At 45.6% G+C, this 26,272-nt stretch carries 31 protein-coding genes and 1 pseudogene; 13 read left to right on the top strand and 19 right to left on the bottom strand.

Annotated features, from left to right (window positions below; genetic code table 11):
• Positions 1–213: 213 nt before the first annotated feature.
• The 4 genes from JNUCC1_RS07190 to JNUCC1_RS07205 all read right to left on the bottom strand — a co-directional run bounded on the left by JNUCC1_RS07190 (position 214) and on the right by JNUCC1_RS07205 (position 3,198).
• The gene (locus tag JNUCC1_RS07190) at positions 214–639 is read right to left on the bottom strand and encodes a hypothetical protein (RefSeq protein WP_231784088.1); all 426 of its coding nucleotides are present in this window, start codon (positions 637–639) and stop codon (positions 214–216) included.
• Positions 640–795: 156 nt separating this feature from the next.
• Positions 796–1,410 (bottom strand): TetR/AcrR family transcriptional regulator, encoded by a 615-nt coding sequence (locus JNUCC1_RS07195; RefSeq protein ID WP_156644745.1) that lies wholly within the window; start codon positions 1,408–1,410, stop codon positions 796–798.
• 13 nt (positions 1,411–1,423) lie between these two features.
• On the bottom strand, positions 1,424–2,443 hold the full coding sequence (locus JNUCC1_RS07200; protein ID WP_231784089.1) for an ABC transporter permease: 1,020 nt from the start codon (positions 2,441–2,443) through the stop codon (positions 1,424–1,426).
• A 14-nt stretch (positions 2,444–2,457) separates the two neighbouring features.
• On the bottom strand, positions 2,458–3,198 hold the full coding sequence (locus tag JNUCC1_RS07205) for an ABC transporter ATP-binding protein (RefSeq protein WP_156644746.1): 741 nt from the start codon (positions 3,196–3,198) through the stop codon (positions 2,458–2,460).
• A gap of 266 nt (positions 3,199–3,464) precedes the next feature.
• Here JNUCC1_RS07205 and JNUCC1_RS07210 point away from each other — a divergent pair, with 266 nt between their 5' ends.
• Positions 3,465–3,854 carry a DoxX family protein gene (locus tag JNUCC1_RS07210; RefSeq protein ID WP_156644747.1) on the top strand — a complete coding sequence of 130 codons (390 nt, stop codon included), beginning with the start codon at positions 3,465–3,467 and terminating at the stop codon, positions 3,852–3,854.
• 59 nt (positions 3,855–3,913) lie between these two features.
• Here JNUCC1_RS07210 and JNUCC1_RS07215 read toward each other — a convergent pair.
• The 3 genes and pseudogenes from JNUCC1_RS07215 to JNUCC1_RS07225 form a co-directional block, all read right to left on the bottom strand.
• A pseudogene (locus tag JNUCC1_RS07215) lies at positions 3,914–4,240 on the bottom strand (NAD(P)-dependent oxidoreductase); the annotation flags it as partial.
• Between the two features lie 163 nt (positions 4,241–4,403).
• On the bottom strand, positions 4,404–5,471 hold the full coding sequence (locus JNUCC1_RS07220; protein ID WP_331713727.1) for an RNA-guided endonuclease InsQ/TnpB family protein: 1,068 nt from the start codon (positions 5,469–5,471) through the stop codon (positions 4,404–4,406).
• An 87-nt stretch (positions 5,472–5,558) separates the two neighbouring features.
• A complete protein-coding gene (locus JNUCC1_RS07225; protein WP_156644749.1) occupies positions 5,559–5,924 on the bottom strand; it encodes an NAD(P)-dependent oxidoreductase in 366 nt (121 codons plus the stop codon).
• Positions 5,925–6,195: 271 nt separating this feature from the next.
• Here JNUCC1_RS07225 and JNUCC1_RS07230 point away from each other — a divergent pair, with 271 nt between their 5' ends.
• Positions 6,196–6,885, top strand: coding sequence for a nuclease-related domain-containing protein (locus JNUCC1_RS07230; protein WP_156644750.1), 690 nt, complete (start codon positions 6,196–6,198; stop codon positions 6,883–6,885).
• A 51-nt stretch (positions 6,886–6,936) separates the two neighbouring features.
• On the opposite strand, the gene JNUCC1_RS07235 is transcribed toward JNUCC1_RS07230, so the two are convergent.
• Positions 6,937–7,122, bottom strand: a complete 186-nt coding sequence (locus JNUCC1_RS07235) for a hypothetical protein (protein ID WP_156644751.1) — start codon at positions 7,120–7,122, stop codon at positions 6,937–6,939.
• A 183-nt stretch (positions 7,123–7,305) separates the two neighbouring features.
• Between JNUCC1_RS07235 and JNUCC1_RS07240 the strand changes: the two genes are divergently transcribed.
• Positions 7,306–7,494: a DUF4177 domain-containing protein gene (locus tag JNUCC1_RS07240; protein WP_156644752.1), complete on the top strand. Its 189-nt coding sequence runs from the start codon at positions 7,306–7,308 to the stop codon at positions 7,492–7,494.
• A gap of 32 nt (positions 7,495–7,526) precedes the next feature.
• A complete protein-coding gene (locus JNUCC1_RS07245; protein WP_156644753.1) occupies positions 7,527–8,033 on the top strand; it encodes a hypothetical protein in 507 nt (168 codons plus the stop codon).
• Between the two features lie 103 nt (positions 8,034–8,136).
• Here JNUCC1_RS07245 and JNUCC1_RS07250 read toward each other — a convergent pair whose 3' ends face one another.
• Positions 8,137–8,547: a hypothetical protein gene (locus JNUCC1_RS07250; protein WP_156644754.1), complete on the bottom strand. Its 411-nt coding sequence runs from the start codon at positions 8,545–8,547 to the stop codon at positions 8,137–8,139.
• Positions 8,548–8,650: 103 nt separating this feature from the next.
• Here JNUCC1_RS07250 and JNUCC1_RS07255 point away from each other — a divergent pair, with 103 nt between their 5' ends.
• From JNUCC1_RS07255 to JNUCC1_RS19215, 5 genes are all read left to right on the top strand, one after another.
• Positions 8,651–8,803: a hypothetical protein gene (locus JNUCC1_RS07255; protein ID WP_231784090.1), complete on the top strand. Its 153-nt coding sequence runs from the start codon at positions 8,651–8,653 to the stop codon at positions 8,801–8,803.
• Positions 8,804–8,823: 20 nt separating this feature from the next.
• Positions 8,824–9,303 (top strand): DUF4188 domain-containing protein, encoded by a 480-nt coding sequence (locus tag JNUCC1_RS07260; protein WP_156644756.1) that lies wholly within the window; start codon positions 8,824–8,826, stop codon positions 9,301–9,303.
• Between the two features lie 123 nt (positions 9,304–9,426).
• A complete protein-coding gene (locus JNUCC1_RS07265; RefSeq protein WP_156644757.1) occupies positions 9,427–10,029 on the top strand; it encodes a hypothetical protein in 603 nt (200 codons plus the stop codon).
• 23 nt (positions 10,030–10,052) lie between these two features.
• Positions 10,053–10,400 carry a DUF2200 domain-containing protein gene (locus tag JNUCC1_RS07270; RefSeq protein ID WP_156644758.1) on the top strand — a complete coding sequence of 116 codons (348 nt, stop codon included), beginning with the start codon at positions 10,053–10,055 and terminating at the stop codon, positions 10,398–10,400.
• Between the two features lie 101 nt (positions 10,401–10,501).
• Positions 10,502–11,041, top strand: a complete 540-nt coding sequence (locus tag JNUCC1_RS19215; protein WP_156644759.1) for a 3D domain-containing protein — start codon at positions 10,502–10,504, stop codon at positions 11,039–11,041.
• Positions 11,042–11,104: 63 nt separating this feature from the next.
• Here the strand turns inward: JNUCC1_RS19215 and JNUCC1_RS07280 are convergent, their stop codons facing one another.
• A complete protein-coding gene (locus JNUCC1_RS07280) occupies positions 11,105–12,043 on the bottom strand; it encodes an MBL fold metallo-hydrolase (protein ID WP_156644760.1) in 939 nt (312 codons plus the stop codon).
• 159 nt (positions 12,044–12,202) lie between these two features.
• Between JNUCC1_RS07280 and JNUCC1_RS07285 the strand changes: the two genes are divergently transcribed.
• The gene (locus JNUCC1_RS07285) at positions 12,203–13,420 is read left to right on the top strand and encodes an SEC-C metal-binding domain-containing protein (protein ID WP_197431663.1); all 1,218 of its coding nucleotides are present in this window, start codon (positions 12,203–12,205) and stop codon (positions 13,418–13,420) included.
• A 14-nt stretch (positions 13,421–13,434) separates the two neighbouring features.
• Complete coding sequence (locus JNUCC1_RS07290; protein ID WP_156644762.1) at positions 13,435–13,746, top strand: TIGR04104 family putative zinc finger protein; 312 nt, start codon at positions 13,435–13,437, stop codon at positions 13,744–13,746.
• Between the two features lie 270 nt (positions 13,747–14,016).
• On the opposite strand, the gene JNUCC1_RS07295 is transcribed toward JNUCC1_RS07290, so the two are convergent.
• Both JNUCC1_RS07295 and pdxS read right to left on the bottom strand, forming a co-directional pair.
• The gene (locus JNUCC1_RS07295; protein ID WP_156644763.1) at positions 14,017–15,174 is read right to left on the bottom strand and encodes an MFS transporter; all 1,158 of its coding nucleotides are present in this window, start codon (positions 15,172–15,174) and stop codon (positions 14,017–14,019) included.
• 324 nt (positions 15,175–15,498) lie between these two features.
• A complete protein-coding gene (pdxS, locus tag JNUCC1_RS07300) occupies positions 15,499–16,365 on the bottom strand; it encodes a pyridoxal 5'-phosphate synthase lyase subunit PdxS (RefSeq protein ID WP_156644764.1) in 867 nt (288 codons plus the stop codon).
• 136 nt (positions 16,366–16,501) lie between these two features.
• On the opposite strand from pdxS, the gene pdxR reads away from it, so the two are divergent.
• On the top strand, positions 16,502–17,905 hold the full coding sequence (gene pdxR / locus JNUCC1_RS07305) for a MocR-like pyridoxine biosynthesis transcription factor PdxR (protein ID WP_156644765.1): 1,404 nt from the start codon (positions 16,502–16,504) through the stop codon (positions 17,903–17,905).
• Positions 17,906–18,241: 336 nt separating this feature from the next.
• On the opposite strand, the gene JNUCC1_RS07310 is transcribed toward pdxR, so the two are convergent.
• The gene (locus JNUCC1_RS07310) at positions 18,242–18,967 is read right to left on the bottom strand and encodes a MerR family transcriptional regulator (protein WP_156644766.1); all 726 of its coding nucleotides are present in this window, start codon (positions 18,965–18,967) and stop codon (positions 18,242–18,244) included.
• Positions 18,968–19,063: 96 nt separating this feature from the next.
• Here JNUCC1_RS07310 and JNUCC1_RS07315 point away from each other — a divergent pair, with 96 nt between their 5' ends.
• Positions 19,064–19,630, top strand: coding sequence for a hypothetical protein (locus tag JNUCC1_RS07315; RefSeq protein WP_442915424.1), 567 nt, complete (start codon positions 19,064–19,066; stop codon positions 19,628–19,630).
• 57 nt (positions 19,631–19,687) lie between these two features.
• Here JNUCC1_RS07315 and JNUCC1_RS07320 read toward each other — a convergent pair whose 3' ends face one another.
• The 6 genes from JNUCC1_RS07320 to ectA form a co-directional block, all read right to left on the bottom strand.
• Positions 19,688–20,638, bottom strand: coding sequence for a glycine betaine ABC transporter substrate-binding protein (locus JNUCC1_RS07320; RefSeq protein ID WP_231784091.1), 951 nt, complete (start codon positions 20,636–20,638; stop codon positions 19,688–19,690).
• A gap of 131 nt (positions 20,639–20,769) precedes the next feature.
• Positions 20,770–21,984: an aspartate kinase gene (dapG, locus tag JNUCC1_RS07325; protein WP_156644768.1), complete on the bottom strand. Its 1,215-nt coding sequence runs from the start codon at positions 21,982–21,984 to the stop codon at positions 20,770–20,772.
• Between the two features lie 77 nt (positions 21,985–22,061).
• Complete coding sequence (gene asd, locus JNUCC1_RS07330; RefSeq protein WP_156644769.1) at positions 22,062–23,108, bottom strand: aspartate-semialdehyde dehydrogenase; 1,047 nt, start codon at positions 23,106–23,108, stop codon at positions 22,062–22,064.
• 108 nt (positions 23,109–23,216) lie between these two features.
• Positions 23,217–23,606 carry an ectoine synthase gene (locus JNUCC1_RS07335; RefSeq protein ID WP_156644770.1) on the bottom strand — a complete coding sequence of 130 codons (390 nt, stop codon included), beginning with the start codon at positions 23,604–23,606 and terminating at the stop codon, positions 23,217–23,219.
• Positions 23,587–24,897, bottom strand: a complete 1,311-nt coding sequence (gene ectB, locus JNUCC1_RS07340) for a diaminobutyrate--2-oxoglutarate transaminase (protein WP_156644771.1) — start codon at positions 24,895–24,897, stop codon at positions 23,587–23,589. The genes JNUCC1_RS07335 and ectB overlap by 20 nt, the downstream gene beginning before the upstream one ends.
• 703 nt (positions 24,898–25,600) lie before the next feature.
• Positions 25,601–26,080, bottom strand: a complete 480-nt coding sequence (gene ectA, locus JNUCC1_RS07345; protein WP_156644772.1) for a diaminobutyrate acetyltransferase — start codon at positions 26,078–26,080, stop codon at positions 25,601–25,603.
• Positions 26,081–26,272: the final 192 nt, after the last annotated feature.

Here is a 26,272-nt window from a genome sequence, read left to right on the forward strand (position 1 = left end):
TGGACAGAATCATACTACTTTTTTTCGTTAAACTCTTCTTCTGTAACCTGCAATTGTTTTTTCAAAATTCTTTTCATAAATGACCTCTTACTTCCCCGGTTCCCCTCGAGATCTTTGTCCTTTTAACCGTTCCATCCTCCATTAGTTTCCTGAAGTAAATATGATGACCTTTCTTTTTGAACTCTTCCCAGCCATCTCTTCTGCAAAACCGTTCTATTTCTCTCCAGCTGGGCATTGGATTAAACCTTTAACCTCTTCAGGAGTACTTTGTGCCAGGACATTTAAAATATAGGGGAGGTGGTCCTGTCTATTCAAGGAATTAAAATACAGGTTAAAATTGTCTTGATATTCATTTGCATATTCAACGAGTTCGTCTACCACTAAATCAAGTGCTTCTTGTTTGTTATCACCATTTTCAACAATATCAAATCGCTCGAGTGAAGCTGTCATTGTCCCATCTTTTTCTTCTAAAAAACGCACTTTATATTCTAGATTCGAAAAAGCTGCTTTGAGATGGTCTATGCTCAATGCAGCCCAATAGTCTCTGTTCCGTTTGACAAACTTAGGGCCTTCGCGAACAATATCATCATTAAACTGACTCCAATGTTTGCGGACATCAGTAGCATTAAGTGCTGTCATATGCATCGACTCCTTTCACCTCCTATAATATCATATTATGTACATTGTGTAATTCAACCTACTAAGAGCCCTCACAAACCTTCGACAATAGTCGACATAAACCGGGGAGTGACAGGCACCCTTCGGACGAAAGGTGCCTGTCACTCCCCGGTTTTTCTATGGTTTGAGGCCTTGCATGATGTATGTGACTGTTGTTTTGATTTCTTCGGTGTCGTTCCAGGTTTTATTGGGTTGGATGATGAAACGGGTCATCAGGAAACCCATGATTGTGGGGGCGACCAAGCGGATGATTTGTTCGTTGTCGAGATCCCGGAATTCACCTGTTGCCTTCAAGTGCTCCAAGGTGCGATTCATGGCGGGGTAGACTTTTTCCATAAATGTGCGCTTGTAAGTGCTCTGGATCTCCGGCTGGAAAGCGAGCTCCTGGAGCACAATTTTGATAACCGGCAGATTCTGCTTCACGAACTCAAAACGATTTTGGATGAAATGGAATAGAAAATCCTCTGCACTAGGATGGGATTTCCGGAATACTTCATCGACAAATTGATCAGCAAATACTGGTGCAAGAGATTGGATAATCACAGGGTGCACAATGGCAAACAGCAGATCCTGTTTTGTTTTGTAATGCCGGAAAATGGTTCCCTCGGCCACACCTGCGCGCTTGGCGATCTCACTCGTCGATGTGGCGGCATACCCCTTTTCCGAAATCAGCTCGATGGCCGCCTGTACGATCTGCCTCTGCTTGGGCGTCATCTGTTCCTCGTTTATCATCTCAATCCCTCCTTTAAATTCTACGGTGTTTTTTTAATGCGGTGATGTTCAGCGTCAGAAAAACGACGAAGAATCCGATCAAGACACCGATCTCCAGCAGCGAGTCGCCCATCCCCTGCCCGCGCAGCATGATCGCTTTTAGGGCGTCACTTCCGTAAGTGAGCGGCATGACTTTGGAAATCACGTGAATCCAGTCCACCTGCTCTGTTGAAAAGATACCCGAGAAAAACACTTGCGGCACGATGACGATCGGGATGAACTGAATCATCTGGAATTCATTTTTGGCAAACGCCGACAGCAATGTGCCGAGACTCTGTGCCACGAGTGCGAGCAGAATGGTGATGACAAGCACGCTGATGATCGACCCTTCCATGTACATGCCGAGCGCGTAAACGGCATACAGGACAATGAGGACCGACTGAATGACGATGAAAATGCCGAAACCGCCGAGATACCCAAGTACGATTTCCCATCTTTTCAAAGGGGTTGCAAGTAGTCGCTCAAGTGTGTTCTGGGTTCGTTCCCGCAAAAACGTCACGCCGCTCAGCAAGAATACAAAAAAGAATACAAACAGCCCGACAAGTGCTGGTCCGCTGTTATCAAATGCTTTCAGATCATCTGATCCGTGCAGAAAGTTGACCTCGGTGTCCGTCGCCTTGGGGTTGAGGGTTTGCATCCCCTGGCTGAGTACCTGCTGAACCCGTTTTGTGGCGGTTGGATTGCTCCCTTCCATTGTAATCTGAAGCTCACCGTCCGTCAGCCGGATATGCGCATCCGCTTCATTGGCTTTCAGTGCTGTCTCTGCCTTATCGATGCTCATCGTTTCGAGCGTTGCATCTTCTTTTTTTAAAGCATCAGTTAGTTGATCGGGCACATCGGTCAGCAGAATGGTAGGTTCATATTTTTCAATGTCCAGAACCACCCAGAGCAAGGTCAGAACAAAGAGTGGCGCTACGACGAGCAATGCCAGCGACCGCTTATCATTTACAAATTGCTGAACAACCCGTTTCATAATTGACCATATTTTCATCATCTCACCTCATTTCGTTATGATTTCCCTGTTGGCGTCCAGTTCCCTTGGCCAAAATGGAGGAAAGCCTCTTCCAGTGTTGATTGATGACTCTTTTGCTTCAATTCGCTCGGGGAGCCTTGAGCAATGGCATATCCGTCCCGCAGCAACGCTAGGTTGTCACATTTTTCAGCTTCATCCATCACATGCGTTGTGATGATTATCGTGGTCCCTTTCTCCTGCAGCGCCTTCAGATCCTTCCAGATCGACGCCCTGAGCACAGGGTCAATCCCAACTGTCGGCTCATCTAAAATCAACAGCTTCGGATCGTTTAAAAGCGCCACTGCCAGTGACATCCGTCTAAGCATCCCACCAGAAAATTGCTCCAGTCGTTTATCAAGATTGCTTTCAAGATCCACAATCTGCGCGACCTCCCTGATCCGCGCCTTGCGTTTTTTACCCGGAATGCCATACACCCCCGCAAAAAAGGCGAGGTTCTGCCGAGCGGTCAAATCTGTATATAGGGCATCAGCCTGGGCCATGTAGCCAATATCCTTCATCACTTTCAGACTCGGAATCTTCTTTCCCGCGATCATCACCATCCCACTCGTTGGCTCAAGCAGACCAATCATGACTTTTACAAGCGTTGTTTTGCCCGAACCAGATGGACCTAGCAGGCCGAACAGCTGACCTTCCGGAATGGAAAGCGAAATGTCTTCTAGGACCGTTTCGTTTTTGAAAGACTTTTGAACATTTTTGAGAAGGACATGTGGTGTCATTGAGAGCACCTCCTTTGAGTGAGTGTTTGAGTGTGAGTGATTACTCACTTTGTTTTAGATTACCAAATAATAAGGTGAATGTAAACCAAAGTATGGGGTGGCTTTATGCTTATATCCACATCTATAGAAACATCAGCCCCTATCGTTTATAATGAACAAAAACCGCCCTCCGACTTTCGACATGAGTCGACAAAAGTCGGGGAGTGACAGGCACTTTTTGTACAAAAAGTGCCTGTCACTTCAAGGGGTTATGAGGTGGGGTTGTTATGAAGTTGTTTTTTCGTGGGTTGTATTCGGCGATCTTGTTTGGCGCCGGGGTTTTGCATTTTGTGCGGGAGCCTGTCTTTCGGAGGATTGTTCCAAAAGCACTGCCTTTTCGGCGGGGCATCGTATTGATTACTGGTGTTTTTGAATTGATGTTCTCAGTTTTGCTTTGGGTGAAAAAGGGTCAGCAGATTACGAGTAAACTTCTGGCGTTATTTATGGTGGCCGTGTTCCCGGCAAATGTATATATGGCTGTGAAAAAAATCGCTGTTCGCCCTGGTGATAATGCGAATCCGTGGCTATTATGGCTGCGGTTGCCGTTACAAATTCCATTGATCGCAGGCGCTCTGACCCTTGGGAGAAGAGATCACAGCGAAACAGCGAAAAGTTGAGTTAAAAAAGCCCGCGGGATTCAATATCCGCGGGCTTTTTGTCACTCTTTTTGGCATGCTTAGTAAGCGATCCCGATCCGTTTTCCAACGAATCGTGCACTCTCTATCTGAGCGTAAGCAAATGCAGCCGTATCCTGAACGCTGATTTTCTTGCCACCCTCAGGCAGCACATCTGCTTCTACACGATAAACCCCTGTTTCTTCTTCATCCGGTAAATACGTCGGACATACGAGGGTCCAATCCAGATCTGACACTTTTAATCTTTGATATGCCGCCAGATGGTCTTCAGCAGCGGTCGTAGATTTTCGCTTGGACTCTGAAGACTGGAAACGGTAGATGTTCGGGTTTCCTCTGCTATTGAGGATCCCAGCTGTACCAATCGCAATTTGACACTCCCACAGCTAAAGCAGTGGGATTCTCGAGTGCTAAGACGTTCGCAGTCCCTTTCGGTTTTGAACTAGCCTCAAGTTAAGGGGGCTGCCATGGCCCCGTCCAACTGCGTTATGAATTGTACCGCAATTGGCGGTATACCTGTTACCGGTACACGAGTTATATAACTTGTTTATGTTTGGAGATGCCTGACAGGGCTTTTGCGATATTGATGCTTGCATTTAAATCCGCGTGGTTTTTATAGCTGCACTTTTTACATTTGAACATCAAACCATTGCGGTTTTGCTTGTCACAATTTCCACATTTACATGTTTGCGATGTATAATTTGGCACGACATATTCAACCGTGATGCCTGCCATTTCTGCTTTATACTGAATGAATGTCTGAAGCTGATGGAAACTCCAATTGTTTAGGTTTCTGCCTGCTTCTTTTTTTGATTTAGCCATGCGAATACCTGTCAAATCTTCCATTCTGATCAGTCCAACACCGTTGGACCTGGCAAACCGTATGATTCGACGGGATATGGTATGATTCATTTCTCTCATCCAAAGGGACTCTTTATCTTTTGATTTTTTGATAGCTTGAAGTTTTTTCAGCTTGCCCAGCTTGCGTCTTCTTGAAGAAAATCTTCTTCTTTTGAAGGCTATTTGATTGCCTTTAAAAAATAAACTTTTCGTGCCGACACTGCATGTGGCGATGTTTTTCAACCCAAGGTCAATACCCAATACCTTCTCATTGGTCGTTTTTTCTACGTCATAGGAAATGGCAATTGTCACAAACCAGCGGCCTCTCTTTTTAAAAAGGTCAACCGTACCTTGTTTGGCTTCACCGTTTAAAACCTTATCGAGCCATTTTTGCTGAAACGGTCGGACGACCAAAGGCACGCCGATGCGTTTTTCAAGTGTCGGGAAGCTGATTTTATAAAGGCTGTCATATTCTATTTTGGCGTTTTGGTTATTGAAAGCACACCAAAGTCGTTTATATTTTTTCGCTTTTTGGTGTCTCTTTTGACTTTTTACATCCCGAATCGTTTGATTAACAACTGCTGAGGGCAGTTGTTTGTTGGATGAGAACAGCTTGAAAACTTTGGATGTCGCTTTGTTTAGATCGTCATAAGTTAAAAGCCAATTAGCGAAATCCGTGTTTGTTTGTGTCATTGTTTGATACACATTTTGTTTTTCTATTGTCGGCTTTAGCAATTCTACTTTCAGAGAAATTGTTGGCACCATTTCACCTCCTCAACTCTATTATATCAAATGAAGAACATATGTTCCAGTTTTATTTTAATTGTTTTGACCCTACTATTTTTAAGATCATGTCTTAATATATTCGCTCTCATCCCACACCTGAAGGAATGGGCTTTCCCGCTCATTAGTACGGTAACGATGGATGTGGTGTGCATTCATAAGGCGGATCATATTTGGTGTGTATCTGGATAGGGTGTTATTTTTGTCTGTGTTCAACGCGCAGAAAACAACTTCGATCGGACAGACTGACATAGCCTGTTCCAGCGTTGCCATATCAAGCACATCCCCCTCAATTACCTGGAGATTCGCGTGTTGGGTTGATAACTTCTCTGGCGAACGGACAACGGCGACAACATGATGGCCGTCTTGCAGCATTTTATCCAAAACACTCCCACCAACTCGCCCGGTCGCACCTAACAAAAGAATATTCAAAAGACCCCCTCCTTCACTTTTCTGCACAGTAGCGCTAGTAAAAGAAGTATACCAGACCTCAGTCGCCATTTGAAAAAACCCCACTCGAGGTTCGACATTAATCGACATAAATCGACATAAATCGGGAAGTGACAGGCACTGCGGTGGCACTGCGAGGGGGCGCTGGGAGAGGACTGGGGAAAACCTTGATTTAGAAGGAGTTTTTGACTGAGGTGTTGTATATAACAATCATGGAAACTTTTACCCAAAAACTGAATAAGGCGGGAGATTTATGTTTGCTGTTGCGTTTGTGGTGTTTTTCTTATTAACGTTTGGCTTGCTTATGTTGGTTTTTTATTTGAAATTCTCTGCTTCTGATTATCAGGAAGCGAGTGGCAATCCTTTTCTAAAGACCATCCTGGACAAGGGGAATTATGGGGAATACTTGACGTTTGTCGCTCTCGAGAAACTGAAATTCCCGCACAAGCTGTTAACCAATATATATATAGAAAAAGAGGATGGTAAGACGACGGAAGTGGATTTGGTTATGCTTTCTGAGTGGGGCGTTTATGTTATTGAATCGAAAAATTACAGTGGCTGGATTTTCGGAAATGAAAAGAACCGGAACTGGACGCAGAGCCTGCCTAACCGGAGAAAATATCGCTTTTACAACCCGATCCGGCAAAATCAAGGCCATATTCGTGCTATTAAACATGCCCTTGGCACCAAAATCGATGACATTTTTACATCGTACATTATTTTCAGCAAGCGATGTCAGCTGAAAAAAATCACTGTTACCTCCCCGCATGTGAAAGTACTCAACAGACAGCATCTGGCACGTGTGATCAAACGCGACATCAAACGGAGCGAAAAGATATTATCACAAAAGGAAGTCGATCAATTTTATAGAATCTTAAAGGAAGGTGCGAATGCTGATGATGCGGTAAAGTCAGCACATATTGCGGCACTTCGGGCAAGATGAGTTTGGTGCCAGTCTCCTCGCATGTTAAGCGCGCGGAAACTGACACCTCGTTTAACGGTTCGGTTCACTTCGCCACTGTGATTCCACATTTTCATAGCTGTTTATATCACTGGTTTTACTTTTTAAGATGTCATAATACTTATCCGCTCCCAGCCCACCTTCATCAATCATCCTCGAGATCTCTTCTGTCCGCATCTCATTTTCCCTTTGGATCATGCGACGACCATGCTCAGACATGTTCAGTCTCCTCCCTGTGAATGATTTTGTTATTATCTAAATTTTAACATATTTTTATGCTGTTTGCATGGAAATGGTTTGGGCGTTATTGGGACAATCTCTTAACAAGAAAGGTTTTATGAAACTTTCGTATAAATAAATCGTATTATTATTAATGATGAAAAAATATAGAAGGTGAATAAAATGTATGAGTACAAGTTTGAAAAGGTTGAGTTAAAAGGATTCTTCACGAAACCTCAAGAGGATCATCACGAAATCATACGTGAACATGCAAAAGACGGCTGGAGATTGGTTCAGATTTTTGCGCCTAGCACAAGCTCCTATGGCATGGCGAGTTATTTTGAGCTGATTTTTGAAAGAGAAGTTCAGTAGAGAATCTCGGCTTATAATTAGGGGGCATTGACTTGAAAAAATATTTGGGCTTTCCAATCTTGTTACTGGTGGCACTCTTTTTGAGTGCTTGTTCAGCGGAGCCTTCTGTTGAGCTCGTTGATGCGGATGTGCAGATTGTGAAAGATAAAGCGTTGCTTGGCTCGATTAGCATCACTGAAGGAGAAAGAGAAGGTGAAGCGCTGATTCCGACAGCGTTGTATTACGAATTCACGATCGAAAATGCAGGCAGCGCCACCCTGGGAACAGCCGATGCATACAAAGGATTGAATTTTAGAATTGAGCCTAAAGAGGAATTGCAATCGACTTCAGAGGCGCTCATCGGCTTCAATGTTTTTAATCCCGAAGAATATGAGGAAAGCGGGGTTGGATATGGCAGTACGACTTCATCCATTCTTGAATCCGGCGAAGAGGCTGAAAATGCGCTTTACTATGACTTGGGCGTAAGCGAAAAAATCCTACCGTGCCACTTCTGGTGCCTTCAAGAGAGACTTTGGATGAGCTTGAAAATCATGCACTAGACGCATTTCTAGTTGTAACAATAGAAAATGAAGAAATAGCGAAATTTGACTTAGATAACTTTAAAAATTGAACCGAGATGGCTCCGCTTGGCCAATCCCTCGGTTATCTGTATTGAGTCAGCTTGCGATATTCTTTTCTGGAGAGATGTCGATGAGAATAAGACAAAACAGTATAATCGGCCTCCGCTTTCCCTGGTATGCGTAGGGTCATGCGAATGAACTTGTGCGGCGGGTTATGTGGGCCTTCAAAACCGATGACGCTCAAGGTGACATCATATGGATCATCTCCAGTTATTTCTTCTATTCTTCCAAATTCAAATAACTGGTGATCACCATGATGCCTCATCACATCAAAGATCGTTTCACCAAGACTTCTCAGAAAGGCCTTTTCCATTAAACTCGGAGGTTGATCCAGAGGGATGACTTCAGTTTCTGCCCTGGCATCTATTGTTGGGCTTGAAAAACCAAGTAAAAGAACAACAATCGCGACTGTGGAAATGATCATTTTATGCATGGGTACACCCGCCTTTTTGCAAAATAGAGTGCCCTTACCAGTCCAATTTATGCTTACTAAGACAGTGTAAAACGGAAAATGATTAGGGGGGACGACATTGGTGATGCCGGTTTTTCTTGTCATGGGTGTATTGTTCCTGGCGGTGATCTTAGGTTGGGCAACCAGAAAGTCCAACATCAAGCACGCGCCCAAGGTTGAAGTACTCATATACGGAGCCGTGGCTGTGCTGTTTGTAGGTTTGTGGATGATTCAATAGACGTGAGGAGTGACCGCATCATGGGGAAGCGAATTTTCAGTGGGCGTTATACAACTGAAAATCAAGACGATCTTGTCATTTTCATCTTTGGCATGCGTGTTAACAAATGGTTTGCTGTTCATAAATGGCTGCCGGTCTTTTCAGCAATGCCGCCTATGATGAAAGAACTGAGAGAGAATCGGGATAAGCTTGGGTTTTTGTCTATGGAAACTTATTTTGGACTGCGGACGACAGTCATGATTCAGTATTGGCGCTCTTTAGAGGATCTTTTGTCATATGCAAGAAACGATAAGCATTTGATCGCATGGCGGGACTTTAATCGAAAAGTCGGAAATAACCCCGCAGTCGGTATCTTCCACGAAAGCTATCAGGTTAAGAAAGAACATTACGAATCTGTTTATGGAAATATGCCGCTGCACGGATTGAGCAAAGCACTGCCGCAAATACCGATTACAAATACATCAAACGGTGCAAGAAAGCGGTTAAAAACGACTCCCTAATGGTGCCTGTCACTTCCCGGTTTTTGTCGGTTGGTGTCGAATTCATGGTGTGTTAGATGTAGCTGAAACTTGTCTTCTACAGGCCCGTCTAATGTTCAAAATTCTTTTTAGGGAGGCTGAACTATGAAAAGGTTTGTATTCCTTTTGATATTTGTATGTACGGGGGTTTTTTTGGCTAGTTGCGATTCGAACGATAAAGACGAACAAAACAATGCCACTACTGTGGATGAACAGATAGGAAAAGTTCTGTACGAAAACGGTGATCAGACCATTGAATTGGCAGCAAGTGAAAAGAATCTCCCTGCAAAATTTGAGGATTTAGCGTTGGAAAGAGAAGAGGTGCCACATTTTCAATATTTGATCAAAAAGGCTGACACACAATCCGAATATGAAGATGCGTGGGGGTTTTATGAACTTGATGGCAAAGCGCCGAACATCGATTTTGACTCAGAAAATGCTTATTTCATCGGAATGTATGAGTCTGGTGAAGGAGATGGAAACTGTCCAGCGATAATCAAGGATATTCAATTGGACCGTGACGCCAAGGCAATGAAGGTGTTCATAGTTGAGCTAATAGGCCCGAACGATGGCTGTGATGAAATGGCAACCCCAAGAACACACGTCGTAAAAGCAAACAAGGATATTTCCCAGGGAATAGAATCGATCACGATGGTTGAAGAATATATAAATAATCCAATTGAAACCGAGGTTCCTGTTGGAAATTAAGATCAAACAAAGGAGGGCTCATTTTGGCTAAGCACAAAATCTACACCATGCCTTTTGCTGATGTTTATCCGCATTACATTGCAAAGGCAGAGAAAAAGGGACGCTCGAAAGCAGAAGTCGATGAAATTATCCATTGGCTGACGGGGTATGATCAAGGGGACTTGGATGTACAATTAGAGAACCAGACTGATTTTGAGACTTTTATTACGGACGCCCCACAATTGAATCCAGCACGAAAAAAGATCAAAGGAGTGATTTGCGGTGTTCGGGTGGAAGAGATTGAAGAAGCGATCATGCAGGAAATCCGCTACATGGACAAGCTGATCGATGAACTCGCCAAAGGAAAATCGATGGAAAAGATTTTGCGATAAAAATAGGTCTTTTGTAACATTTTCTTAATCGTTTTGTTACTGTATTCCTGCTGCTCCTTTGTTATGATGTTCCTTGTGTACGACAAAGGAGGGGCCTTATAATGAAGAAATTCGCTGCATTTTTTGCTGCAATATTATTTACCTTTTGTGCAACCGCAATAGGTGTTTCGGCTCAAGAAGATGAGGTAAAAATAGGAGATAACTTTAACGCATTCTTAAATATTAACGATATCACAGACGATGAACTGGTTCATATACAAGGACTGAAACATACGAGCATCAACTCAAAACAACCATTGAAATTTTTTGAAACAGAACAAGCCGATCACGTAGAAGTCAACGCCCCGAAAGGTAAAACGATCCCTGTTACGGCAACGGCTTACACCGCTTCATGTGACGGCTGTTCAGGCACCACTTATACAGGGGTTGATCTGATTGCCAATCCGGACGCCAAAGTGATTGCTGTTGACCCAGATGTCATTCCACTTGGGTCAAAAGTATATGTAGAAGGCTATGGCTACGCAACCGCCGAGGATATTGGCAGTGCTATCCAGGGCGACAGGGTCGATCTGTTTATCCCGTCTGAAAAACAAGCATTTAAATGGGGCAGGCAATCTGTCGATGTTACCATTCTTGATTAATAGAAAGGTCCAGGGCAATAGATCCCTGGGCCTTTTTTATTTGGGTTGTCCAAACCTCAAACACTATTTCAGATAAACCCACTGTCCGTCTTGCGTATGGCGCCCGAGTTCCCCTTTTGCCCGCAAGTATTCCAGGTGCGAAAGGGTTTCCCCGATGGCAAAGCGGGTTTCATGGATGGTCAGTTCTTTGGGAAATAATTTCTGGCATACATCATATACACGGCTCGACTTTCCAACAGCTGTCAGTGTTTGATCGAGCCGCTGTTCGTGGTGGGCCATGATCTCATCGATCCGGTCGTTCGCCCCGTAAAAGGGCCTGCCATGTGATGGTATGACCAGCTCAGCATCCAGCTTTTTCATTTTTTCAAGGGAAGCCAGATAGGTTGCCAGCGGATTCGGATCCCCGTGGAACCAGTATGAAATGTTCGGAGTGATTTTCGGTAAAATATGATCTGTTGAAAACAACACCCGCTGCTCTTTGTTATAAAAAGTAATCAAACCATCCGAATGTCCAGGGGTAAAGATCACCTCATACACATAGCGGCCAATGACGACCTTTTCCCCTTCCTCGAAATGGTGATGGACCGCCGGATAAGGCGTGACACGCGGCACGAACGCTTTGGTATTTTCAATCATTTGACCAGCAATGTCTTCGGGGATCGCCGCCACCTTGTAATTCTCCGCAAGTGTATTGAGGAAGTCCATGTCCCATGCCATTTGTGCCGCCTGCTCATCTATTTGTGTCATGGCCAATTTGGCTCCCGTCTTTTGCTGCAACTGGCCTGCATATCCAAAGTGGTCGGGGTGATAGTGTGTGAGCAAGATATTCGTGACGTCTTTTCCCGCCAATTCCTTTTCCCATCTGCTTGCCGTTTGTTCGTTATGTAAACCGGTATCGATCACGGTCCAGCCATTCTCCCCTTCCGCAAGAAAACAATTCACATGATTGAGTCGGAAAGGCAAATCCAGCCGAACGGATTGTACGCCTAAATGTTCGAGCATTTTACCACACCTCTCTGGAAGCGTATTCCTATTCATTATAACGGAGTCTTACGTTCGTTAAAATATTTCAGCCTTCTTATAACAATCCGCTTTGTGCTAAAATAGGAGTAGATTCAAGCGTATTTCGCGCATGTGATCTTCATGAGGGAGAGGTTAGGCTTGAGTAAAAATCGAAGCATTATAGACCAGAAAGACTTTAAAAATATGCTGGCAGCCATTGAGGGTATGAAAGAGGACGCAGCAAAAAGAGAGGCGCTGCTTCTCTGGCGGAAAATTCATAGCCCAATCCGGCTCGATGAAGCATTGGCACGGTTGACGAAAGACGAACTGACAAATATTCGTCAGCAGTTGGACATCCAGAGGGCCAGCTCTTTGAGAAAAGCTGAGCTCATCGCTTTGTTGACAGACGCGATTCAGGGCAGGTTCGAATCTATCCTTGCGAGACTGGACATTGATGCTTACCGTATGATTGAAAAGGCAGCTCATCATGGCGGGGCTCTAGCGGCTGCGAACTTTGAAATCAGTCAGCTCAGGTTTCTTGGAACATACGGGGTTATGTTCACCGGTGAAGACGAAGGAGATAAATTGGTTGTGTTGCCATCCGAACTGGTTGCCCTTTTCCACGAGATTGACCATGCGCGTGTTAAAGACCGGGTCCAGAGAAATACTGAGTGGATTCATATGACACAAGGGCTCTTGTACTTTTATGGCACACTTTCCACCGCACAATTGATTGAAAAAGTAACACAGTATTCGAGCTATGATATGGATGAAATGGATTTTCTTAAAGTCATACATGATGCGAAATCATGCTATGAATACATCAAGTTTGATGAGAACGGTGTTTCGTATAGGGAGGTTAACGACCCGGAGCACATTGCCTACACTCACCGGACGCGTGAAGATGTACCATTTTATCCATTTACGAGGGAGGAATTGTTGAGAGCGGGGGTTCCAGGGTATGTCGACCGCAACAAAAGCTACCGGCAGTTCTTTGAATTTTTGACCGGGCACTATGATATTAACAACGATGAGGCAGATACTTTACTCGAATCTTCCCAGCTGGCGATTCGAAACAACCGGAGCCTCAACGATCTTATATTAGACGCTCAGCAAACATTTGAATTTAGTAGCGAAGACGAACTGCGAAGATTTATCGATCAATTTATTTTAATGTTTAATAACACAAGGGTATGGGTTTTAAAAGGCTATACACCCGTGCAGCTTCGAGAATTTGCTGAGGAAAAGGAGAAGGCATCTTCACAATCACAGCCAAAGGACAATGTCATTTCATTTAACTCCCGGAAAAAGATTGGGCGAAACGATCCCTGTCCATGCGGCAGCGGGAAAAAGTTCAAACATTGTTGTGGTAAGTAAGGAGGTCGTTTTTAATGCCAACTTGCGAAGTGTGTGAACGAAAATGGACTTGGAAGCAAACCGTTAAAAAGACATCAACTTTAGATCATGAGATGAGTTGCCCATATTGTGGGGAGAAGCAGTATCAGACACAAAGGTCCAAACTGAAAGTCAGCTTTCTGACGGCTATCGTTTTATCGCCGCTCTTGATTCAATTGTTCTTTGATGTGCCGGGAGTTATCCTGCTCAGTCTATTTCCAGTTCTGGCTGCTATTGCTTTTCTTTTGCATCCGTTTTTGGTGGATTTAAGCAGTGATGAGAGATATTTTGATTTTTATAAGAGCTAGTAAATGGTGCCAGGCCTCCCCACACGGTAAAGCGTTGACAGAGTGGGGTGACTGACACTACAAGTGCAGTAAAAACCTGGATAAACGATTCGGAAACCTGGATATATGGGGTAAAATTCTGGATAAAACGAAAAAATCCTGGATAAGCTGGCCAAAAACCTGGATAAACGAATCCCCGCCAGATCCTGAAATTGCCATACTGACAATCCTATTCCGTTCACGCCTCACTTTCGACATAAACCGACATAAACCGGGAAGTGACAGGCACCACTAGGGTATTGCTTTTTCCCGGTTCATGAGCAGGACGATGAGGACGGCGGTGAGCATGCCAACGATTAGGTAGAACAGGGAGACATGGGGGAATGTTTCGATGAACAGTCCTCCGAGAAATGGCCCGATGATGCTGCCGAGGCTGAAGCAGACGCCCACCAGGATGTTGCCGGCTGGGAGCAAGGCTCTTGGCAGCAGGTCTGTCATGTAAGCAATGCCGAGTGAAAACGTGGACCCCACCGCCATACCTGACACGGCAAATAAGATAAACAGCGCGACAACTGAGGATTCCAGGACCCCTGCCAGCGTGAAGCAGATAATGCCGGTGAAAAAGACAGCAATCAGTACTTTCCGGCGCCCCAGTCGGTCACTCAAGGCGCCCAACGGCAATTGCGTGACCACACTTCCGAGCGCAAACAGCGGGATAATCAGGGATAGCGCCCCGACGTCATGCCCGATCCGCAGTCCGTACACCGGAAAAATACCATGCAGCGTTGCTTCGAGAATACCGTATGTAAATCCCGGCAGCATCGCCACCCAGGCAATTTTCAGCGTTTTAGCGATTCTTCTGGTAGAGCCAACTGTCTTGAAGCTGTCTTCCTCTATATCCGGCCGCTCATTGCGCACTAGGAAAATTAACAACCACATGGTCATGCTGAGGGCAGCAGAAAGCATAAATGGCAATGCTTCATTAACTTCGACAAGCCTTGTCAACAGAGGCCCCATTGCAAACCCGAGTCCGAACGACAGCCCGTACAATGCGACACTTCTGCCGCGTGTTTTTTCCGAAACGGTTGTCGTAATCCAAGTCTGTGACCCGAAGTGCAGCATTTGATCCCCGATGCCAATCAACAGACGCAGCACAAACCAAAAAATCAGCGAATCCCATAGCGTAAACGAAAACAGCGACACAAAGACCAAGACGCCTCCGAGCACGATAAACGGCTTGTACCCCATTTTCATCATCGGCTTTTCCATAAAGGGCGATGCCACGAGGATGCCAATATATAATGCGGTCGCATGGATGCCGTTCACCGAGGAACTGATACCCGCATGTTCAAAAATAATTGCAATCGTCGGCATCAGCATCCCTTGGGAAAATCCCGATATGCCAACAATGCCGATTAAAATCCAAAACCTTACATTTGCAGAGACCAAACAAAACAACTCACTTTCTAGCAATTAGCGGAATAGGGCCAGGCCCCGCATTTCCACGTGTACAAACACGCATGTCGTTGTAGTACTAAACCTATTATTGCATCATGATAAAGACCGCTCCATGCTGGAACATGGAACGGTCAACATAGACCAAATACCCGATACGAATCCAGTTAGCTGAGTTGTATTATACCATCAATCACCCGGACAAGAAACGCCTTTCAATAAATATGCACCACCCATTCGACATAAACCGACAAAAACCGGGAAGTGACAGGCACTTCCCGGTTTTTCTCTTTCCGATTTTTTCGCTTCCTATTTATCCTACCAGCCGCGGTCTTGCATTCTTTCTTCGGTGCTGAGTGTGGATATTTCTATGCCTTTCATGGCTGCTCCGAGGTCTTTTGAGAGTTTGCCGATGAGTGCGTAATCTTGGTAATGTGTTGTCGCTTGGACGATCGCTTTGGCGAACAATTCTGGTGTTTCAGATTTGAAAATACCGGAACCGACAAATACACCGTCTGCGCCGAGTTCCATCATTAAAGCCGCATCAGCCGGCGTTGCAACACCGCCTGCCGCAAAGTTCACGACCGGAAGTCTCCCTTCCGCTTTAATCTGTTTGAGCAACTCATAAGACGCGCCGAGGCTTTTGGCTTCGGTCATCAACTCATCATCATTCATGCGCGTCACTTTCCGCACTTGTGCATTCACTTTTCGCAAATGACGCACTGCTTCCACGATGTTTCCAGTCCCAGGTTCACCCTTTGTCCGCAGCATTGATGCCCCTTCTCCGATCCGACGGGCAGCTTCTCCCAGATCACGACAGCCGCAAACGAACGGCACATTATAATCACTTTTCAGAAGGTGGAACTCCTCATCTGCCGGCGTCAGCACTTCACTCTCGTCAATATAATCAACGTTCATAGCCTCGAGCACCCGCGCTTCCGAAATATGGCCAATGCGCACTTTTGCCATCACCGGGATGCTGACCGCCTGCACGACTTCTTCCACGATCCGCGGATCCGCCATTCGCGCCACGCCACCCGCTGCACGAATGTCAGATGGCACCCGCTCTAAAGCCATGACAGCAACTGCACCCGCTGCTTCTGCAATTTTCGCTTGCTCTGCATTAATGACGTCCATAATGACGCCACCTTTAGGTATTTCGATAAAATCTTTTTGGTTTCCCATCTGTGCCACTCCATTCAAAGTTGTGTTTGACTGCTCTATTGATTATTATAGAAAATAAGTGACCCTATTAAAATGGTCAGTTTCACATCTTTTAATGATACCAGATTCAAAATCAACTATGGTGGGGATGATCGATATGGATATGTTAGCGTGCCACTTAAAACGAGCACCGGGCAGTCCTTTATATGAGCAATTATACAATTTTATCAAAGCGGAAATTACAGAAGGACGGCTGGCATACGGTGCCAAGCTCCCTTCGAAACGGAAGCTTTCCGAGTTTTTAGAGGTCAGTCAAAATACCGTAGAAAATGCGTACGCTCAGTTGGCGGCGGAAGGGTATATTGAAGGTTTGCCCCGTAAAGGCTACTTTGTCCTCGCCTATGAAGACTTGGAGTATGTACAGCCAGACGCCGGGGCGCCACATGAGCAACCGGCCGAGGAACAATCTATTGCCTACTATTTTCACCCCAGCCGCATTGACACAGAGCATTTTCCTTTTGCCCAATGGCGAAAATATGCACGGGACACGATTGATCCTATTCACCAATCGTTGCTTTGGCTTGGCGATAAACAAGGCGAAAAGGCATTGCGGGAACAAATTGCGCATTATTTGTACCATGCACGCGGCGTGAAGTGTACAGCTGAGCAAATTATCGTTGGTGCAGGGAGCGATGTTCTCCTGCAGCAGCTCATTTTTTTGCTGGATCAACATACGGTTTACGGCGTCGAGAACCCTGGTTATCATGTCATCCTCAATATTTTGGACCGTTACCACAATCACGTGCATCCGCTCGATGTTGATGCGGATGGCGTGAAAATAGAATCTGTTGAGCGCACGAACATTGACGCGGTTTACGTGACCCCTTCCCATCACTTTCCATATGGGGCTGTTCTGTCCGTTAACCGCCGTATCAAACTGCTGAACTGGGCAGCCGAAAAAGCGAACCGCTATATTATAGAAGATGATTATGACAGCGAATTTCGTTACAGCGGAAAATCAATCCCATCGTTGCACAGTATGGACCACCGGGAGAAAGTCGTTTATTTGGGATCATTCTCCAAATCGCTAATCCCTTCACTCCGGATCAGCTACATGGTCCTGCCCAATCATTTGCTGGAAAAATATAAAACAAAAGCCTTGTCCTACTATCACTGTTCAGTATCTAGAATCGACCAGCATATCTTGTCCCAATTCATGCAAGACGGCGAGTTTGAAAAGCATCTCAATCGCATGCGAAAAGTCTACCGGCGGAAATTGGAAAAAACACTGGACATCCTGAGACCATATCAAAACACCGTCGACGTCATCGGCGAACACTCTGGACTCCACATGGTGCTCAAGGTGAAAAATGGCATGACAGAGCAAGAACTTGTAGAGCGGGCGTGGAACGAGCGGATTAAAATTCACCCGCTCTCATCCTACCTGCTTGAAAAAGAAGCCGACCCATCACCGAAAATGATCCTCGGCTTTGCCGGCATTCCAGAAGCTGAATTAGGAACCGCACTTGAAATGCTTTTGAAGAGCTGGGGGATTGCGTGAGGGCGTGTTGGTGAGGCTGAGGAGTCGGGGGCGCACATTCTGGGTCGCGTTTCAGCTCGACGCAGCGAAAACCTGGATATATGGTGTGAAATTCTGGATATGTGCTCTGAAAACCTGGATATACCGACCAAACATCTGGATAAGAGGTCAGTAATTCTGGATAAATCAAAATAATTCCGGATAAGTGAGCAGAAAACCTGGATAACCCCCGTTCGACATAAATCGACATAAACCGGGAAGTGACAGGCACTTGTCGAGAGAGGCACTTGCCGAAGTGGGTGCTTTTCGAAGCGGATACTTGTTGGCACAGGGGTAGCCTCTTCTGGAGCTTCCCTCTTATGTCTCTACCGAGGCGACGCAGCGTTCTATAAATTCGAGTACGTCGTCTGAGATTGGGTACAGCCCTGTTTCCTCGGCAGGCCGTTTTCGAATTTCCCAGAACTTCTCTTCCAGTGCCGCGTCGCCCTGGAATGCTTCATTTGAGAGCTCGTTGATCGTAGCAGCGATTCGCGCGCCTTCTTCTGATTCTGGTTTAACGCCGTTCTCAATGCACCAATCAATCTGTCGCAGCAATGAAATATACTGTTGTGTCTTCTCATCATTGTGACTGAGATTCGGAAGCACGGCTTTCAAGAGCTCTTGTTCATCCTCCTGAAAATAATCAATCCACTTTTTAGAGTTATGCTGTGCGTTTCGTACAAGCTCTGAAACGTGCTCCCAACGCAACTCCTCCTCAAGCTCAATCATATTGATCAGCGAAGTGGTATTGGAAATACTGCTTTGCAATTCCGCCAGTTGCTCCTGCAGATAATTATAATGCGAGATCAGAATTTGTTTATAGGACAACTGATCCAGGACGCCACGAATGTCCTCCAGTGGCAGCGAAATGGATTTTAGAATCATTATTTTTTCCAATTCAAAGAAGTCTTCCTCTGAATAATAGCGTTTCCCATTTGCGTCCTTATAACTGGGGTTAAGCAAATTGATCTGATCATAATACCGAAGCGTCCGCACGGAAATATTTCGTTGTTTGGCCAGTTCGCCCGTAGTCCATCGTTTCATTTTACCCGCTCCTCGAAAAAAAGCTTGAAGGTTACGCAGCGTCACCCATTATAGTTGGATTATATCATACAAAAAATCAGCTTGCGGTATACATCGATGGGAAAATTAAGGGGAAGTGTTGAATTGAATTTTGTTGGCTGGATGATTGTGATCAGTGAAGTGGGATTTTGGGTCCTCATTTTGGCTGGACTTTTGACACGTTACATTTTTAAATTAAATCGGCTTGGGCTCTTTTTATTAGCTCTGACACCTGTTATCGACGCTATATTGCTGATCGCGACGAGTGTAGACTTATATCGAGGAGCAACCGCAACACAAGTGCATGGCGTTGCTGCGATTTATATCGGCGTTTCTGTTGCGTTTGGGAAAAGTATGTTCGCCTGGGCAGATGAGCGTTTTCAATATTATGTCATGAAACAAGGGCCGAAACCGGTTAAACGATACGGCATGGATTATGCAAAACACTATTTTAAAAGCTGGGGACAGCATGTATTGGCATATCTCATCGGTGCCGGTATATTATTTGGACTCATCTATTTGATTAACGATCCTTCCCGAACCGAAGTCCTCTCCGGGTTCTTAAAAATATGGACGCTGGTACTAGGGATCGATTTTATATTTGCGGTCAGCCATTTCATATGGCCGACAAAAGCCAAGGGTTGATTCGCATAGGTCTATAGGGGGGCAGTTTTCCCCCTCTGACCACAAGACAACTGGTATCTATTCAATATCTTTTGTCCACTCAGCAATCATGCTCTGATTGTCTTCCACCCATTTTCTTGCAGCTTCTTCGGCCTCCATGCCTTTGTGGGTCATGTCCATCACTTCGCCCATATCCTCTGCCGTCCATTCAAATCGTTCTAAAATCTTATAGGCGGCCGGAGCATCTTCTTTGAACCCTTTTCGTGCCACTGCATGTTTGCTGTCTGCATCTCCGAAAAGGTTGTCAGGATCATCAAGATATCTCAAATCCCATTCGATGAAAGCCCAATGTGGCTCCCAGAGTGTTACTATAATCGGTTCTTTTGCGTCAATCGCACGTTTTAACTCTGCAGTCATACCCGCACCGGAACTGCTTTGCAATGTCCACGCATCTAACCCGTATCCTGGCATCACATCATTTTCCGTGATGTTCATTTGCCCTGAACCGGGATCGATGCCAACGATTTTCCAATTCACTTTGTCCCCGATACCATTCGTGTTTTCCGCCATATCTTTAATCGAATCTATGTCTACATACTCGGGAACCGTCAGCCCCATTGTGACACTGTCTTCAAGGGTTTTGCCAATATCAACAATGTCATCACCATACTCATCCCAGTAATCAGCGTGTGTATTCGGTAACGTCACGGAACCCATGTTAAAATCGGCTGACCCACTGGCGATCCCTGAATACAACGCACCAGGCTCCACTTGTTTTAAGTCAATCTCATAGCCGACGTCTTCCAAAATGACTTTAGCCACGTTGGCACTGGCGATTGCTGTGGCCCATGAAACATAGGGAAGTGACAGCTCTTTTTGACCAAGTTCAATCGTTGTTGTATCGTTTTCTTTCTGATCAGCATTGTCATCTGCTCCATTTTCTTGCGAGTTGTTATCCTGACCACATGCAGAAATGAGCGCTGTACATACAATGATGACCAATCCAATCATGATGATTTTCTTCTTCAAACATCATTCCTCCTTTAAGATATATTGAATAAAATCACGAGAAAATTATTCGACATATAACGACAAAAAACGGGAAGTGACAGGCACCTTTCTAACGAAAGGTGCCTGGGGTTGTTCTGGGTTCCGGTTGTTTATGCTTCGGCGAGGCCGAGGGTTTGGTGTAGTGCGTTCATGGTGACTTTGAGGTCTTTGTCGTGGACGAGGACCCATATGGTTGTATGGCTTTCGGCTGATTGCAGTACCTGCACGTCGGAGTTTGTAAGGGCCCCGTTTATTTTGGATGAGACGTCAGGCACACCGGTAATCTCTGGCCCGACAGCACATACCTTGGCACAGTTCTGAGTGATTTCGGGTTCATACCCCAATGAGTCCAATATCTGAACTGCTTTATCCATCAACTTGTGTGGGATGGTATAAATCAGTTTCGACTGTGAAACATTGATGAAATCGACCGATATTCCTGCGTCGGCCATCGCTTCGAAGACTAATGTTTGATGGTGATTGATTTCGTCGTTGATGACAATCTGAATCTGGGTGACTTCTGACATATGGGCAATGCCTGTCATCAACTGAGCAGTCCGGCTTTCAGTCTCAGTTTCTTTCGTTTCGGTAATCAACGTGCCGGTTTCCGAGGAATAGTTGGAGCGAACACGCATTGGAATTTTATCTTGCATCGCGATTTCCACCGCATAGGGATGCACAACCTTAGCCCCCTGATAGGCTAAATCACAAATCTCTTTGTAAGTAACCACATCAAGCAGACGTGCATCATCAACGACGCGCGGGTCTGCTGTCATGATTCCACTGACGTCGGTGAAAATTTCAATGCGTTCAGCTTTCAAAGCAGCTCCCAACGCAGCAGCCGAGGTATCACTTCCTCCCCGCCCGAGGGTGGTTATGTCACCTTGCTCGGTCCTGCCCTGGAATCCCGCCACGACCACCACGTCATGTGTTTTGAATTCATGCATCAAGCGCTTCGTTTCGATCCGTTTAATGGTCGCTTCTGTAAAATGGTCATCTGTGATAAACCCAGCCTGAGCGCCGGTCAGGGCTGTCGCTGACACATCACGTTTCCCCAACTCATTTGCCATCTTGACCGCTGAGATCGTTTCACCGCAGGACACCAACAGATCAAGCTCCCGATCGGAACTGTTCTGCCCCAAGTCATCCACCAGACCGAGCAGCGTATCTGTCGCATATGGATCCGGGCTCCTGCCCATCGCTGAAACAACGACGGCAACTTTATAACCCGCTCCCACAGCCTCTTTAATATGACCTGTAACATGTTCACGACTTTCAGCAGTTTGAACAGAAGTTCCACCAAACTTTTGCACTAAAATATCCATGCTTTCCCCCTACTTTTATCATTGATAAAAAATTGCAATTGCTTTATAACGTACATCTCAAGAAAACCTGTCATTAATTAAGACTGTCCGCTCCCCGCCAATTTTTCAGCGATTTGAACCGTGTTCAATGCTGCTCCTTTCAGCAGGTTATCGGAAACGACCCATAAATGAAATCCGCGATCATTGTCCAAGTCTTTACGAATCCGTCCTACAAACACGTCATCTTTTCCTTCAGCACTGAGCGGTGTTGGATAGAGCTGACTGTCCGGATCATCTTCAAGCACAACACCCGGCGCATCTTTTAAAATCCGTTTAAGATCCGCAACGGAAACACCATCTTGCTCCACCTCAATATAGATGCTTTCCGCATGCGAACGGAAAATAGGCAGGCGTACACAAGTGGCAGATACGGCTAAATCCGGCATGTGAAGCAGTTTTTTCGTCTCGTTCACCATTTTCATTTCCTCAAAGGTGAACCCGTTATCTGTGAAAACATCAATCTGCGGCAGCGCGTTGAAGGCGATCGGGTAATGTTTCTCGTCCCCTTTAACCGGAAGAACAGAACTGGTCATGTCTTCACCTTTTAAAAATTGTCCTGTTTGTGCTGCCAGCTCTTCGTTTGCCTCAAGCCCCGCTCCCGAAACAGCCTGATACGTTGAGACAATGATCCGTTTCAAGCCAAAATGCTGTTTGAGCGGATTTAATGCCGTTACCATCTGGATCGTTGAGCAATTTGGATTGGCAATGATGCCGTTATGCTTATCCAAATCCCCATGGTTGACTTCAGGCACAACGAGCGGCACATTTTCATCCATTCGAAAAGCACTTGTATTGTCAATCACGACCGCGCCACTACTGACAGCCGCCTCGGCAAGCTGGCGCGATATCGAGCCGCCTGCAGAAAATAATGCAATATCAATGTTTTCGAAGCTGTTCGGTGTGGCCTCTTCAATCGTAAGTTCTGTATCACGGAATGTGACTTTTTTACCTTGAGACCGTTTAGATGCAAGCAATTTCATAGTGCCGATCTGCAAGGATGACTTTTCCAGCAAACGGATAATTTCCTCGCCAACCGCCCCTGTTGCACCGACAACGGCTATGTTTTTAGACTCTTTATCGACCAATGTATATAACTCCTTTTTCTGCAGTTATACGTCATGTGTTCCAATCGGCGAGGAGGGCGCGCCTCCTGCCAATTGGTCTTCATAGACTTTTTCAAAAAGGCTGCTTAATTAAGCCTCCAATAGAGGATAGACGCCCTCTTCATCATGCGTTTCTTTTCCGGTTAATGGCGGGTTAAACACGCAGATCATCCGCATGTCTTCTGTGCCGCCGCGCAAATAATGTTCATCATGCTCATCTAACGCATAGACGGTACCGCTCTTGATGGGATACACCTTTCCATCGCTGACGGTTTCAATCTCGCCGTTACCTGCAATACAATACACAGCCTCAAGGTGGTTTTTATACCAGATATGTGTTTCGGTGCCTGCACGAATAATCGTATCGTGCAGCGAAAAACCCATATTATCTTTGGTCAAAAGCAGACGTCTGCTCGACCAATTTTCTGTTGATGTTTCATCCTCTGACCCGATAACTTCTTCAAGCGTTTTTACTAGCATGCATAGGCCTCCCAACCACTGTATTCAGTACGTGTTTAATACTTTCCTCGATAATTTCAAAACCTTTATCCAAACCTTCTTTGTCTATGACCAGCGGCGGCAGAAGTTTCATAACTTCATCGTCTGATCCGGAGGTTTCCATGATCAGGCCACGTTCAAAGGCGGCATTACATATTTTTTCCGCCACGCCGTCACCTTCCCAGGCAATCCCCTGCATCAGACCTCGACCGCGTAATTCACCTTTAAGGTCTGGATATTTAACGAGCAATTCTGCCAATTTTTCGCTGACATAGTCCCCTTTTTCTCGAACAGACTGACTGAATTGGTCATCCTTCCAAAACGACAGCGCCTCAGTTGCTGTAACAAACGCAAAATTGTTGCCGCGGAATGTTCCGTTATGTTCCGCAGGGCTCCATGTGTCGTGTTCAGGTTTGATCAAAGTGATCGCCATTGGAAAACCGTAACCGCCGATTGATTTCGAAAGGCAGATTATGTCCGGCTGGATCCCTGCTGGTTCAAAACTGAAGAACGTTCCCGTTCGGCCATTCCCAGCTTGAACATCGTCAACAATGAGCAAGATGTCCCAGCGCTTGCAAATCGCTTCAATTTTTTGCAGCCATTCAAAACTGGCAGCGTTAATACCGCCTTCTCCCTGAACAGTCTCCAAAATAATCGCTGCAGGGATTTCAACACCGCTGCTTCCGTTTTCCAGCATTTTTTCCAGGTAAACGGCTGAGTCCAGCCCCTCCATGTAGTTGTCAAAAGGCATGGCAACTGTATTGGTTAATGGAATTCCGGCACCTTTGCGTTTCGCGTCATTCCCTGTGACAGAAAGCGCTCCGATCGTCATTCCATGAAACCCATTCGTGAAGCCAATAACTGTTTTGCGACCTGTGTTTTTGCGGGCAAGTTTCAGCGCACTTTCAACTGTATTGGCACCCGTCGGCCCAGTGAACATGATTTTGTAATCCATATTTCTTGGCTTTAGAATGGTCTCGTTGAACTGTTCCAAAAAGTCTTTCCGTGCCACGGTGCCCATATCCAAACTATGAGCAATCCCGTCGCTTTTAATGTATTCAATCAGTTTCTCTTGCATTTGATCATTGTTATGTCCGTAATTAAGGGTCCCGGCGCCAGCAAAAAAGTCAATGTACTCATTGCCGTCAACGTCCCAGATCTTATATCCTTTTGAACTTTTGAAGACCGTTGGAAAGCTCCGGCTGTAACTGCGCACCTGAGATTCCAACTCTTCAAAAACGTGCATGGGTGAATCCTGTTCTAAAACAGTCATTAAAATGTATCCTCCTATTTTTTACTAACTTTTATTTAGGCTTGAAAGGTAGTTGCTTTTACAGTTCCGATAGTCGGCACAAACTGCGAACGAGAGAACCTCGCTCATACTCAAGGTGAGAGAATCGTGATTTGCGCTCCGGGAAGTCGCTTTAACTTTATCACAGCTCAAGTGCGACATCTGTTCAAGAAACCCACTTTCACAGTGTCTTCTAGCCGCGGGCACGGCCTCAGCCTCCTTGCCCCGGCAAGGGGTATGTCGACGTTGTCCGCAAAGGACGGTTTTAGTCGACCCTCCTTAATGTACCGCTATGGGGTCTTCAGACTCGTGCTGTTCCCGCAGGAGTCGACTCCCCTCCGCTCCAATCACTTCATGTTAGTCAGAGCTTGAGCCATACCTCTCCCAAAAGTTATAAGAAAGGAAGCACTCCTCACCAAGCTCGGGGAAAACACGGAGACTCCTGTGGGATGCAAAGCCTCGGTGAGACCCCGGAGTGCGATATAGGGGAAGAAAGGCTAAAACCGCGACGTCCTGTCGCAACCCCTTCATGACCCACATCCTGTGGGCCCGAGGCTCAGCAGCGCCCGCGGAAAGCGCAGTGTTTACCCCGAGCGACCGCAGGAGGCAGATATAGCGAGCTCAATTACATCGCAGTTTATGGATATCGTGCCTTCTTATTGCAACAACCTTTATAAAAATGCCTTTATTTAAAAGGTCCAATGAGATGCATGAGTTCATCTTCATGTCCCTCTTCAGGGAAATCTTCGGCGGTAAAGCAGTCAGACACTTCGATGTTTGTGTCTAAGCTCCGTGCCAAACCGTTGAATAGCTTGCGTGATGGGGTGTTCGAGGGTGATACGGTCGCCTCTACATAGCGAACATTTTCACAAATGTCGCGCTCCAAAATATGATGCAGCATCTTAGAAGCCAAACCTTTTCCTCGTTGTTCACCGTCGACAGCAACTTGCCAAATGAACAATTTATCAGGTGATGCAGGTTTGATGAAGCCAGAGATAAAACCGACAATCTGACCATCAGCCTCTACCACCACAGATGTATCGCTGAAGACAGAACACCACATCAGGTAGCTGTATGAGGAGTTTAAATCAAGCACTCCTGTTTCTTTGATCAATGTCCATACGCCTGCCCCATCATCTAAAGTGGGCTCGCGAAACGTTTCCATTGCCTCTGTTTTACTTACCGTTGCGCTTCTTGCTGGGATGAAAATCACCTCCGTTTTTTTCGCACTTGTGATGTGCTGAGAATAACTTAACGCATGTATTTCAATATAACAGTATTAAAATTAGAGTCAAAATCGGTTAATTGAGATATTTAACCATATATGTTCATTAAACTTGCTGGAGGGAGCTTGATC

The organism is Lentibacillus sp. JNUCC-1, from assembly GCF_009741735.1.
Classification (GTDB): domain Bacteria; phylum Bacillota; class Bacilli; order Bacillales; family Amphibacillaceae; genus Lentibacillus_B.